Here is a 12249-nt window from a genome sequence, read left to right on the forward strand (position 1 = left end):
TTCAATCATCGGCATAGTAATTTATACCTCGATTTGCTGAAACTACTCCGCAATGATCCTCTTTAACTTCCTAAGCCCCTTATTTAAACTTACAGACCTTTCTCATTCCAGCAGCATTAAGCTTAGCAATGAGTGTCGCCTACTGGATTTTCTATTTTCGTTCTTCATCAAACTCAAATTTGGATTGAATTATGGTTAAAAATGCATTGCAAGCTCAATTGTTAAAAGCGGGCTTGGTTGATAATAAGAAAGCAAAAAAATTAACGAAGCAAGCACAACATGGCCAACGTACTGGACAAAATGATGATGCGGCATTGAAAGCTGAAATCGACCGTGCCAAACAAGAAAAACTAGCCAAAGACCAAGCATTGAATCAAGAAAAGCAAGCTGTACTGGAAGAGAAAGCCCTAAAAGCTTCGATCATCCAGATGATTAAACATCATAAAGTAAAAGAAATTGAAGGTGACGTAACTTATCAATTTATTGATGAGGGCAAGATCAAAAAAGTCTATCTTTCACAGCAAGTGTATAATGCCCTTGTTTCAGGTTCACTTGTGATTGCCAAAGATCAAGACAGTTACGCTTATTTACCTAAAGCGCTTGCGGAAAAAATTGATCAAAAAATGCAAGGTTTTATCTTGATAAATAACAATACCGAGAAAAATGATCAAACTACCGATGAGGAAGATCCATATGCAGCATATGTGATTCCTGATGATCTAATGTGGTAAATCATCCAACAGTTATGTAAAGACGCCTTTACAAATCGTATATAAACTGTGATCAAGTTAATATAAAACACCATTACACCTTACAATTCCCGCTCAAAGAATTTATAAGGTGTTTTGGGTTTGGATTATTTAAAGTATTTGCGTAGTGAGTTAAGCCATTACCCATGGCTAGAAACAGCGATTGCATTCATCATTTTGATTTTGTTTGCGGCACTTGCCAACTTTATTGCGAAAAGAATTATCGTCCGTGGTATTCGCCATTTAGTTACAAAATTTAAATCTCCAAATCAATCAATTTTCGCACAACATAGTGTGACTCAGCGTTTTGCCAATATCGTCCCTGCGATTGTCATCATGAATGGCATTACCACGATTCCACATCTACCAGAGAAATTCATCAGCTTTGTACAAATGGGTGCGCAGGCTTTTATCTTCCTGACCCTAGCACTTACTGTCAGTGAAGCGCTGAATATTTTTAACTTAATTTATCAACGTAATCCCAAGTCTAGAAATAAGCCGATTAAGGGCTATCTGCAACTTGTTAAACTGATCTTATTCGTTGTTTGTGGCCTCATGATTTTGGGAACCTTCTTAAAAAAAGATGTGTTTACCCTACTTGCAGGCTTCGGTGCAATGGCTGCGGTATTGATGTTGGTGTTCCAAAATACCATTCTTTCTTTGGTTGCCAGTGTTCAAATCGCTTCTTATGACATGGTTCGTATTGGTGACTGGATTGAAATGCCATCTTTAAATGCAGACGGCGATGTCATTGATATGTCATTACATACGGTGACCGTACAGAACTTTGATAAGACGTTTACAACCATTCCAACAAACAAACTGGTGACTGACACCTTTAGAAACTGGCGTGGGATGAGTGAGTCTGGCTGCCGTCGCATTAAACGTTCACTGTTCCTAGATCAAAGCAGTGTTCACTTCATGTCTGATGCCGAACAACAAAAGCTCAAAGACTTCTTGTTACTTGATCAGTACCTCGATGCTAAGAAATCTGAAATTGAAGAGTTCAACAATCACTTGAGTAATCAGTCTCAGTATAATCAACGTCGTTTAACCAATCTTGGGACGTTCCGTGCTTATGTTGAATTTTACTTACGTCAGCATCAAGGGATTGCCCAAAACCAAACTATTTTGGTACGTCAAATGCAACCAACCAGTGAAGGCTTACCATTAGAAATCTATGCATTTACCAATACCATTGCATGGGCTTCGTATGAAGCAATTCAGTCTGATATTTTTGATCACTTGATTGCAATTATTCCTGAATTTGGCTTGAGAATTTATCAAGCACCATCAGGTCACGATTTTCAGTTACTCTCTACTGAACAAACCGATAAAGCCTAATCTAGCTCAATAAAAAAGCACCGTCAGGTGCTTTTTTATTGATTGATCTCAAAGTACTTCTTACACCCTTGCATCCACTCCGCTGATACTGGTGGCTCTTTTGGGTTTTCTGTATTTGCTAATTCACAATCTGCTGGATTGTTTAATCCATTGTCTCTCGGAAAAAAATAACCATAATAGCCATCACTATTCTTCTGATAACCACCCGTTTTTTTATAATCCCAGTAGAAGTAACTGGCAAAAGCCAATGCCATCCCTAACATGACAAAGAGCAATCCTTTTAAACTCATCCATCGCTCTAAATTGATTTTTCAACATTATAAACAAATTTATTAAACATTTAGGGATAAGTTTTACTTCTAGAAAAGAAAATGGCGCATAAAAAAGCCCCAATCAAATTTGGAGCTTTTTACGGTCTTTAGGAATCAGTCCCACTCTAGCTGAAACTGAATATTGGTATTGGTAAAATTAGGATTTAAGAAAACTCTATAACCTGCTTCCTTTAATTCAGTTACAACAATATCCGCATCTTCGCTACTGACTTCATGTTTTGAAAATTGTTGTAAGGCATCTCGATCACCGTCACTGGCTCTTAATTTAATCGTACTGGAAATTTTTGAGAGAATTTTATCTACTGTTAACTTTTTAACATTTGCATTAGAAATTGCAGTCGCTCGTGATGCAGGTAACAAAACTTCTTCGTTCACCGTATTCCGCCTGTAATATCAGAATAAGAAAAAAATTATAATATGTTCTATTTCCAGTTTTTCAAGTCCATAAAGTCAACTAAACGACAGATTTTGGCGCGCAAATACAAGAATAACAATTTTATGAGCTAAATAAGCAAATGGAAGTACTTTGACTCGCCTACTGACTTCTGATCAGCGGCTTCATTTGCACATTTTTCTGTGGTGGAATAACCATCTGAACGCGTTTATTCGAGCTACCACGAGCCTCAACATCACCTATGGTTAAATTATATCTTAGCGTTTCACCTGAAATACTGGAGCCATCCATGATAATGGATGCATTACCTTTTAATACAATTTCAGTTGCTGAAGTGCTGTACTCAACGTGGTTGGCCTTACCATAAACCATTCCCTTTTCTTCACTCACTTTTTGCTGAAATCTGACAGGGCTTCCCATAAGCGCAAGTTGATAAGGCTGGCCATTTTTCAAAGTTCCTATGGCTTTAGCCGCTTGGATATCAATCGTACCTTGTTTAATTTGGATATTAGAAGCCGAAAAGGAACTTTGATTTGGGCTATAAAGCGTATCTGTAGCTTCAATATAAATCGACTGCTGAAAGTCAGACTCAAGCGCATAAATATATGTACTGCACATCAAAATTGATGTAATCGAAACAATTTTCTTCATCATGATATTATTTTAGATCAATGCATTTATAAACGGCTGATCTTAGCACAAGATGAGATTAATTCTTATTTGAAATAATTAAATGAGCGTAAATACTGACTCTAAATATGCGAAAATTCCTGATGGGTAAAAATAAGAGAGGAAAATCTCCTCTCTAAGCCAGTCTATTGACAATTGATATCCAGTTTTTCAGCATAATAATCAGTCGATACTTTTAAATCAGACATCAACTTCTCTTTGCTATAGTCCTTAGGTGCAAGTTTTAGTAAAGCAGGAATATACTTTGATTCATATAGATTAGGATAATCTTTGCAAAGTACACGTGTCTGCTCTTGTTTTGGTGTATCTGGATTATCCAAGATGTCCATGTATTCGGAGATTTTATTGTCCACGACTTCAAAACTTTCTTGCGCCTTCTCACTTTTAACTTCAGGCTGCTTGTTACAACCAACAAATAAGATGGAGATTAAGCCTAGAGATAGAATTCTGATTTTCATAACAATGCTGCATACGATAAATTCATAGAAATCCGCCATTGCGGGTCATTTGTTCTAATTTATCATTAAAGTACGACACCGCAGATATCTTTTGTACCAGTTGGGTAAGAAAAATTTAACAGTGTATGATCAAAAAAAAATTCTATGGATGTTCCGCCAGTACTCACTTCGTGATTCAAATCATTCTATTAAAAAATTAGGTAAATGATGAAAATAGAAGTGGCTTTTAATTTAAAAAACCACTTCCAGTCTAAGTATTAATTATAAATAAATCTCAGGTGGATACGGCGTATCATCGCTAATTGGCGTATACAGTGTATTTTCGACAAAGAATCCATTCGGTGCCTGTACAGTATCAATCGTCACAGAATCCTGCATCACTTGCGGATAGGCCCAGATAAACTGCTTCATCAGTCCTAAAGGATTATTATTCTTCATATCTCCAAATACACGCTGCCAAATTGGTGTTCGATAAGGCTTAGTCTTATCAAATCCATAGAGGTGAGCAATTGAGGAATCAGGAACAAATCCTGCTAAATAAGCCACTTTATCAGCTGGGTAGTTCAAATCTTGTGTAGGAATCTCTGAAACCGCCTGATGAGCCAAGCCTAAACGCGCTTCCAAAATCCAGTCATAGGCTTCCGTCATGATATAATCGAAATTCGGATAACTATAGTGCTCACTTGGATAATTGATATCTGTCGCCAAGGTTTCAATCGGTGTGCGAATCGTTGGAAAGAAAATCAGTGGACACACTTTTGCTGTTGGATACTTGGTTTTAATCACTATACGAATATCTCGACATGTCTGTCCTAGTTTATTGCGTAACCAAGCCTTAAACTCATCATATGGTGTGCCTGTTTTATTTACTGCATCATAAATCGTGCCCAAGTCTGGTGCATACAATCCCGTGTCTGCGTTAAATGCCAGTTTAGTTGGATAATCATAGACACATGGTAAATCTGTACCCTGATTATACCACCACCAAGGTTCACCAATTTGCATATTTACAGGGCAGCCGCCTACAGCCATCGTATCAGCAAACTCAATAAACGCTTTATGTAGATAAGCAAGTGCATTTTGATCACACGGGCTAAAGAAATAACTTGGCGGTTCATACCCCGTACGGCCTAAATTACTATTCCAATCGCGCTGTGCCCAGAATTCATTTGCGCCCAATGAGTACATTTCAAAACTGACACCAAATACAGGCTGCATCCCAGCATTTTGCAATGCTTGAGCAAAACGCTCATGCCATTTACGTGTACATGGATTTACAACAGATTGATTGGTCACCAACGTATCTGGAATTTGCCATTTATTAATACTACTGTTCCAAGACATTTCAGGATACTTTGACATACCACAATAATGATTGATCAAACCGTGATAACCCAAAGCCTGCATATTATCGACCAAGCGCTGTGGATTCAGATCATAATGGTCATCGTAGCTGGTACAGATGCCGTAGTCATGTTGTGGAACAGAAACGCGCTTGAGCGTAAGTTTGGCATTTGGCCCTGTGGTTACCGAATTCGTTAAACGAATATAGCCATCTTCGACTTGGGCTAAAGGCTGGGTAGAATGCCCATTATAACTGCTCGTAAAACCTGAAAACGAAATTCGCTGAATGTTGGTGACAGGAAAAGACTCTGTTGCTGAAAACCCCGCTTTGACTGTATTCCAATTGATATGAATATGTGCCGAGCGAGATGCTGGCTGATTTGCATAGTTAAACAAGACAATGTAAGCAACCTTGTCCTCACCATTGGCTTTGTATTGCACAGTAAGTGTCGGTGTTAATGTTGGATTATTTAACATTGGCATAGATGCCGAGAGTTCAATATCAAAATCCCAAATCACACCGCTGTAATCATATTTAGTTTCATAAGCCAAAAACTTATGATCTTTCGCATCATATGAATCCCAAATAATCCCTGCAAGATCGGTTGTGGTACGTGAGCGAAATGATGCTTCAAAGCCATTCCCATAATTGGTAATTGCAAACGACATGGTCTGTGGACCATCAATGCGCCAGTACTTTGGACTAAAACGATTAATCATTGAGGTTTGGATGCTAATTCCGGGAGTTGTTTTTAAATTTTTTTGTTTATATTCAAAAGTATTTGTCATTTTTTTAAATGCTCTCATTAATCACTGAATCTTTATCTTAAGCGATCGTGATTTTTTGACTGTTTGCATGAGTAAGGATTGATCAAAAAGTACGCATTTATTTCGACTTTATGTAAAGCTAAACTGAATCAGATCAATAAAAAAGCTCATCTTGTGACGAGCTCTTTTATTGCAAAAACGGATTCTTAGAAATTGTAACGAATGCCCACTTTATAAGTGATTCCATCTAGATCTAACACATCAGACGCGGTGCTCTCACAAAAATAACCTGTACATGCATCGTCAAAGTTTTCGATGTACAGCCATTTATATCCAAGTCCCACATAGCCTGCAATATCCTTTTGAATATAGTGACCTAATTCAAAATCAATCGGCAAAGTTACATAACGCAGTTTAGTATCATAGTCATCTGCATCAAGCCATGCATAACCAATACCAATACTTGCATTCGCATAAGTATTATTTTGATTATAAAATTTATAGCCACCTTTAACATTGATTTCAGTGCTGTGCCAATCTGAACTTTTTTGGTAATTCAATCCAAATGTTGTACTTAAGGTATCCAAGGCTGTAAATGTAACGCCTGTACCAAAGCCATTTAATTTCTCATGACCATCAATCGCATCCGACTGCAATCTAGAGCCATAATATTCTGCAAATACAGAAGTCTGAATTCCGCTGCTCGTCTCACTACGATAATTCTGATCTATGGGTTGGACTGTACGCTGTCCAAGCTCTTGAGGTGTCCCATAATTGACTTGTAAAGGTGTATCTGCCCACCCATTTACGCCCATGAGAGATACTGCTACTCCCATCACCCCGACAAATATTTTTTTCATCCTAATGCCTATTTTTATTTGAATTTAAGAGCTTAGAGAATAATTTATTTTCAATTTTTTAAAAATCATTTTTTTTTAAAGACTATCAATAAAAACAAGAAACCGACATCTGGTCGCCCTTATATCCTTGTGTAATTTTAACACAAAACCATGTTCAGCCCTAAACTCACCGTATTGTTGTCTCATAGACACACTGAATAATATCTCCAAGAGATTTATTATCTTCGTTAACTTTACAGTTCAATTTTTTTATGTTGTATTAAGCCACATGCTAATTCATTAATAAAAAACATATTTTTTTCATATAACCTATATAGGAAAAAAATGACAAATATTCTTCCATTGCGTTCATTTTTGCTACCCCACTATTTTATTACTGCAAAAAAACGTCATAATTGTCAATTTAGGGTCGGCTTTTACAATTTCAAAGTATACAAAAAATAATTTATTATTAAAACTTAGTTATTGATTAAATTAAATAAAAACTTAAAAACAGAATTAAATAAATAATTATTAATGCTTGTCACAAAACACACAAAAAAGGCCAATCGAAATGTAACCGTCAGTTGACTAAAGCTTACAAATTGCATTATAAAATTAGAGTATTTTTCATTTATTTGTGAAATTTAAACCTGAAAGTTGACAAAATAATGATGCAAGATTCAGTATTGCCAATTTTAGAGTTATTCTCAGCTCAAACTTATAAATAAAAGTGACGCGCTGCAAGCAGTGAGAAATACATTAATGAATACCTATAGCATTTTATTTATTTAATATTCAATTAATTTTAATTTAATAAATCATTAAGCTATTTCCGTATTCTATTAATTATTGAGATACCTTTTATAGGAGAAAAAAAATGTATCAAAAACGGCAAAAAGATGCAGCAATCGACTATATCAAAACTGAAATTGATATGTTAATTGATCTTGACAATTCTGATGAAATCATTAAGAGCAAAAATCATCTTGAAATGACGCTGCTATTATTGGTCAAATTAGAGATATTTGGTTGGGATCAAGCCCAAACTTTAGCTAGAGAACTCAGTGTAACAAGTAGGACCGCAATTGACTGCTTGGAACATATGAAAAAAATAGCATAAGCGCAAGCAACTAAGCATCAAGAACACATTTCTAAGCAACTAGAATGAATAAACGCTCAAAATCAATGATGAAAATGAGCGTTTTAATTTTCAAGTGCCACTACTCGAACCTAAATCAAATTACTTCTAAACATTTAGTTCATCTGTTTTTTGTTATGGGCAGATCTCTTTATCTAAGCGTCTAGAAACCCAGTCAATAAAAGCTGTTTTATTACGAAATTGGGGTGTATTGAATAAGTTAATATCCAATTCAAAATGATCAAAATTCAGTAGCTTATACACTCCACCACCTAAAGGGATTAAACCAGTATGCGGATATTTAATTGCTTTTAGCGCATTTCTCAAAAATAATGCTTTGATTTGTATGTCACTGTTTTTATAGGATTGATAGCTTTGAGAGTTTATGAATAGCTCATATTCTCGATCTAAAGTTTGAACAATTTCAGAAAAAAACACTTTATGCTCCTTTATTATTGGAATTATTTTTATACCACATAAAAATAAAAAGCCCATCATTTGATAAGCTTTTGTACAATTAAACATAAATTCTATTGGATACTTAATTCATCATCTTTAGCAACAATGACGGAAGTGAGCATTGGAACACCAAGAATAATCGGAACCATGATAATCCATAAATCCGTAGTCAACTTACTAGAAAAGAAGAAATGAATCACAAGAGCGACCAGAGCCAATACCGCAAATAGAACACCCATGAATCGAACTGCAAATTTAACAAGCATTTTTGGATCCTTATGATTCTAATACGTATAAACAGTATACGCCTACTCAGTAAATTAGGGCATTTTCTTTTTCTATTGCACTATAAAACCAACATATATTTCTAAAATTCAAAAAAGCCCAACATGAAGTGGGCTTTTTTGAACTAAAATTATTTCGCTTCGTTTACCCCAACGATAAACTGGCTGCAATTTGAACCTGCAGAAGCATTTGCCAGCTGTTTTTCAGAAAACTGAAATTTGGAAGCAACCGATTGATAGTCTTTCTTAAGACTTTGTCCAGTCAGTGTGCCTAACTGTTTAACCTGTTGTGGCGTTAATAATTCATTTTCAACCGCTTGATTCATCATGACACAAGCTGTAGTCATTGCATCATAACGTGCTGTAGTCTTTGAATAACCGAATGAACCGATTAAACCACCAATAACTAAACCGATAAGTAAAGATAAAATAATATGCTTTTTATTCATTTAAGTAACCTAGACAACCAATAAAAAATTAAGCAAATAAATATATTCACTTTTTCAAAATAAACGATTCGTTTTCTGTTTTTATTGTAGAGCGCTTTGCGGGATTTAAGCTACGAAATGTAACTTCTTATGAATTCAGCAACTTTATGGTTCCTGCGCGATAAGAGCGTCTTGATATTGCATTTCTCTAGCGTATTCATGATTGAAATTCTAAATTTTGCTGCAGCAAGCGTATAAAAAGTACCCTTTTAGATCCCATTCAGACAAAAAAATAATTTTTCTCAATTTCATGTGAAATCCATGGCAGCAACATGCCTTCTCAAATAAACAATCATTAAATTAAATGCTTAAATTTACTGTAATTTTACTCTTTGTTTACTTAAATATTTTGCAACAACTATTTAGATGCAGCAATGTTTAATTGTTAACCACATCACATATTTTAAAGCTGTTTTTTTTAATTTAATCTAGCGCCCTCAGAGAGCCTTTTATGCTCTTAACGGTTCATACTTTAAGGATATCTATGGATTTCATTCTTAATCCAACATATACGCTCATGCTAGCGGTGTTGGTCCTCTACGTAGGACGCATTTTAAACAAGCACATCCCGTTTTTAACAAAATACAATATCCCAGAGCCTGTTGCAGGCGGTTTAGTCGGCGCAATTATTTTTTACTTAATCCATCAATTTGCGGGTTATACAATTTCTGTAAATAAGCCAATGCAAGACACTTTTATGCTGATGTTTTTCGCATCCATTGGTTTAAGTGCTAATTTCGCCAAACTCAAAGAAGGTGGCAAACCATTAATCATCTTCTTAATTGCAATTTCCTTCTTTGTCATCATTCAAAATGGCGTTGGTATGGCAATTGCCTCTGCCGTAGGCCTTGATCCATTGATGGGTGTTGTTGCAGGTTCAATTGCCTTAGTCGGTGGCTTAGGTACTGCGGGTGCTTGGGGTCCAATTTTTGAAACCAAATACGCAGTTGAAGGCGCATTACCAATGGGTATTGCGAGTGCAACTTTTGGTATGGTGGTTGGCGGTTTAATGGGTGGTCCATTAGCGCGTTATCTTATTCGTAAGCATAATCTGGCGTCACCTTTAAACGCTGAAATACGCGAAGAAAATAAAGATGCCCCGCTTACTGATAGCGAATACACATTTGAAGCACCACAGAAAGTTCGTTTGATCACTGCAGACAACGCAATTGTCACCTTAGGTATGTTTGCATTTGCGCTAGCGTTTGCAGAAACAATGAAGAACCTGACGATTGGTACTGCAATTGAATTGCCTACCTTTGTCTGGGCATTGGGCGGCGGTATTCTGTTACGTAATGTGTTAGAAACAGGCTTAAAACAAGAAATCTTTGATCGTTCAATTGATGTATTTGGTAACACTGCCCTCGCGCTTTTCCTCGCCATGGCACTGGTATCATTAAAACTCTGGCAACTCGCAGACCTTGCAATTCCAATGATCATTTTGTTAATTGCTCAGTCTATTGCAATGTGGGTCTTTGCTGTTTATATCTCCTTCCGTGTGATGGGGAAAAACTACGATTCAGCAGTACTGGCTTCTGGTCTGTGTGGTTTTGGTATGGGAGCAACTCCAAATGCGATTGCAAATATGCAAGCCATTACCAACATGTATGGTCCTTCACATAAAGCATTCCTGATTGTTCCTCTTGTCGGTGCATTCTTTATTGATCTGGTAAACGTTGTTGTTATTCAAAGTATCTTACAAATCTTTGGTTAATTGCTAAGTCATAGATTGACTGCTTGATTGATTTTATTAAAGCCATATCTTCAATAGATATGGTTTTTTTATGTATGGCATTTCAAGCTTCAAAGTGAGAAGTTCTTGCTATTTTATCTTTAGAATCTCTAGATCAGGTATTTTTGTCCTATAAGCACATGGTGAACAATTTTACTCAATGCTAAAAATTACTGATTCAAATTGATTCGTAATTTTATATTGGGTGACAGGTATGATCACAGAAAATCATCAACTAAAAGCAAGAAAAGTATATTTTGATTTTTCGGAATCTTCTGTTTGTTGGATGCCAAATGACCCGCTATGCTCTCACATTGCCAATGGTATCAATATGTTGCTACCTGCAGGTGAATTTTGGTTTTGTCGAGTTTTTAATAAAGCACTCCCTTATGTAACTGATGAAAACCTAAAACAAGAAGTTATCGGATTTGTTCGTCAAGAAGCTGCTCATGCCCGTGCCCACGAAAAAGCACAAGATTTCTTGAGAGAAAATGGTTATGACATTCAAGATCCATTAAATCGTGCTCACTTTATTTTTAATATTCTTCTCGGTGACAAACCTTTAGGGATACCGTTCCTCAAGAGTGAAAAGTTGGAGGAATACTGGTTGTTGTTCCGAGTTGGTGTTATTGCTGCAATCGAGCACTTTACTGGAACCATTGGACAATGGACACTCGATAGCAAGTCTTGGGATACAGCAGATCCAGCTATGACTGACTTATTTCGCTGGCATCTTGCCGAAGAAGTTGAGCATCGTTGCGTTGCCTATGACCTTTTTGAGCATTTACTCACCAACAAATTTGGTTTCTATGTCTCTCGACAAGTGATCATGATGGGTGTATTCCCTCTGTTTATTTTCTTCCTTGCAGATTTTGCGCGTAGCCTTGGACAACAAGATCTAGAGCATCAAGATATCCAAAAATTAATGCGTCGCGGATTCTTTAGATTTATCCGTGAATTTGAAAAAACTGCAACACAAACAGATAATCTGCCAACCATTAAATATTTATGGAAAGCAACTTTACGTTGGACATCTCCAAAATTTAACCCAGTCCATGAAGGCGATACTGAACAGGCATTGGCATATATGGCCCGCTCACCAGCAGTACAATATTTCGAACAAATGACTCAAAACTCAGGCAAGACGCCTGTAGCAAGTTAATTTTTTTGCAATATCCTTCATCAGTATCATACTTTTCAATTTCACACCCTTAATTCGTTAAGGGT

At 36.3% G+C, this 12249-nt stretch carries 14 protein-coding genes and 1 pseudogene; 6 read left to right on the forward strand and 9 right to left on the reverse strand.

From position 1 onward, the window contains the following. Positions 1 to 77 precede the first annotated feature (77 nt). The 3 genes and pseudogenes from MN869_RS19420 to MN869_RS19430 all read left to right on the forward strand — a co-directional run. Positions 78 to 188 (forward strand): annotated as a pseudogene (locus MN869_RS19420) (DUF1275 domain-containing protein); the annotation flags it as partial. A 3-nt stretch (positions 189 to 191) separates the two neighbouring features. Further along, the gene (locus MN869_RS19425; protein WP_005203213.1) at positions 192 to 731 is read left to right on the forward strand and encodes a DUF2058 domain-containing protein; all 540 of its coding nucleotides are present in this window, start codon (positions 192 to 194) and stop codon (positions 729 to 731) included. A 120-nt stretch (positions 732 to 851) separates the two neighbouring features. Continuing rightward, positions 852 to 2093, forward strand: a complete 1242-nt coding sequence (locus MN869_RS19430) for a mechanosensitive ion channel domain-containing protein (RefSeq protein WP_005316027.1) — start codon at positions 852 to 854, stop codon at positions 2091 to 2093. A gap of 35 nt (positions 2094 to 2128) precedes the next feature. Here MN869_RS19430 and MN869_RS19435 read toward each other — a convergent pair whose 3' ends face one another. From MN869_RS19435 to MN869_RS19460, 6 genes are all read right to left on the reverse strand, one after another. Further along, complete coding sequence (locus MN869_RS19435; protein WP_005316029.1) at positions 2129 to 2383, reverse strand: hypothetical protein; 255 nt, start codon at positions 2381 to 2383, stop codon at positions 2129 to 2131. Positions 2384 to 2518: 135 nt separating this feature from the next. Continuing rightward, positions 2519 to 2800, reverse strand: a complete 282-nt coding sequence (locus MN869_RS19440) for a hypothetical protein (protein WP_004653154.1) — start codon at positions 2798 to 2800, stop codon at positions 2519 to 2521. Positions 2801 to 2960: 160 nt separating this feature from the next. Continuing rightward, positions 2961 to 3473 carry a lipopolysaccharide transport periplasmic protein LptA gene (lptA, locus tag MN869_RS19445; protein WP_033133289.1) on the reverse strand — a complete coding sequence of 171 codons (513 nt, stop codon included), beginning with the start codon at positions 3471 to 3473 and terminating at the stop codon, positions 2961 to 2963. Between the two features lie 161 nt (positions 3474 to 3634). Then, on the reverse strand, positions 3635 to 3967 hold the full coding sequence (locus tag MN869_RS19450) for a hypothetical protein (protein ID WP_032882365.1): 333 nt from the start codon (positions 3965 to 3967) through the stop codon (positions 3635 to 3637). Between the two features lie 261 nt (positions 3968 to 4228). Then, a complete protein-coding gene (locus MN869_RS19455; protein ID WP_033133290.1) occupies positions 4229 to 6100 on the reverse strand; it encodes a phage capsid protein in 1872 nt (623 codons plus the stop codon). Between the two features lie 185 nt (positions 6101 to 6285). Further along, positions 6286 to 6939: a hypothetical protein gene (locus MN869_RS19460; protein WP_005316037.1), complete on the reverse strand. Its 654-nt coding sequence runs from the start codon at positions 6937 to 6939 to the stop codon at positions 6286 to 6288. Positions 6940 to 7798: 859 nt separating this feature from the next. Here MN869_RS19460 and MN869_RS19465 point away from each other — a divergent pair. Continuing rightward, positions 7799 to 8041, forward strand: a complete 243-nt coding sequence (locus tag MN869_RS19465; RefSeq protein ID WP_005203192.1) for a hypothetical protein — start codon at positions 7799 to 7801, stop codon at positions 8039 to 8041. Between the two features lie 153 nt (positions 8042 to 8194). On the opposite strand, the gene MN869_RS19470 is transcribed toward MN869_RS19465, so the two are convergent. From MN869_RS19470 to MN869_RS19480, 3 genes are all read right to left on the reverse strand, one after another. Then, positions 8195 to 8497, reverse strand: coding sequence for a hypothetical protein (locus MN869_RS19470; RefSeq protein WP_005316041.1), 303 nt, complete (start codon positions 8495 to 8497; stop codon positions 8195 to 8197). A gap of 92 nt (positions 8498 to 8589) precedes the next feature. Next, positions 8590 to 8784, reverse strand: a complete 195-nt coding sequence (locus MN869_RS19475; RefSeq protein WP_005203190.1) for a hypothetical protein — start codon at positions 8782 to 8784, stop codon at positions 8590 to 8592. 149 nt (positions 8785 to 8933) lie between these two features. After that, positions 8934 to 9251 (reverse strand): hypothetical protein, encoded by a 318-nt coding sequence (locus MN869_RS19480; RefSeq protein ID WP_033133291.1) that lies wholly within the window; start codon positions 9249 to 9251, stop codon positions 8934 to 8936. 523 nt (positions 9252 to 9774) lie between these two features. On the opposite strand from MN869_RS19480, the gene gltS reads away from it, so the two are divergent. Then, positions 9775 to 11004, forward strand: a complete 1230-nt coding sequence (gltS, locus tag MN869_RS19485; protein WP_033133292.1) for a sodium/glutamate symporter — start codon at positions 9775 to 9777, stop codon at positions 11002 to 11004. Between the two features lie 232 nt (positions 11005 to 11236). Next, positions 11237 to 12184 (forward strand): metal-dependent hydrolase, encoded by a 948-nt coding sequence (locus MN869_RS19490; RefSeq protein WP_033133293.1) that lies wholly within the window; start codon positions 11237 to 11239, stop codon positions 12182 to 12184. The last annotated feature ends 65 nt before the right edge of the window (positions 12185 to 12249 follow it).

Origin of the sequence: Acinetobacter sp. NIPH1876 (assembly GCF_022808535.1) — a bacterium.
Classification (GTDB): Bacteria; Pseudomonadota; Gammaproteobacteria; order Pseudomonadales; family Moraxellaceae; genus Acinetobacter; species Acinetobacter higginsii.

Coding starts and splice junctions, on each gene's coding strand:
- lptA (WP_033133289.1), bottom strand. CDS start 3,473: ATGATGAAGAAAATTGTTTCGATTACATCAATTTTGATGTGCAGTACA.
- MN869_RS19460 (WP_005316037.1), bottom strand. CDS start 6,939: ATGAAAAAAATATTTGTCGGGGTGATGGGAGTAGCAGTATCTCTCATG.
- MN869_RS19480 (WP_033133291.1), bottom strand. CDS start 9,251: ATGAATAAAAAGCATATTATTTTATCTTTACTTATCGGTTTAGTTATT.
- MN869_RS19465 (WP_005203192.1), top strand. CDS start 7,799: ATGTATCAAAAACGGCAAAAAGATGCAGCAATCGACTATATCAAAACT.
- MN869_RS19435 (WP_005316029.1), bottom strand. CDS start 2,383: ATGAGTTTAAAAGGATTGCTCTTTGTCATGTTAGGGATGGCATTGGCT.
- gltS (WP_033133292.1), top strand. CDS start 9,775: ATGGATTTCATTCTTAATCCAACATATACGCTCATGCTAGCGGTGTTG.
- MN869_RS19455 (WP_033133290.1), bottom strand. CDS start 6,100: ATGACAAATACTTTTGAATATAAACAAAAAAATTTAAAAACAACTCCC.
- MN869_RS19475 (WP_005203190.1), bottom strand. CDS start 8,784: ATGCTTGTTAAATTTGCAGTTCGATTCATGGGTGTTCTATTTGCGGTA.
- MN869_RS19450 (WP_032882365.1), bottom strand. CDS start 3,967: ATGAAAATCAGAATTCTATCTCTAGGCTTAATCTCCATCTTATTTGTT.
- MN869_RS19425 (WP_005203213.1), top strand. CDS start 192: ATGGTTAAAAATGCATTGCAAGCTCAATTGTTAAAAGCGGGCTTGGTT.
- MN869_RS19490 (WP_033133293.1), top strand. CDS start 11,237: ATGATCACAGAAAATCATCAACTAAAAGCAAGAAAAGTATATTTTGAT.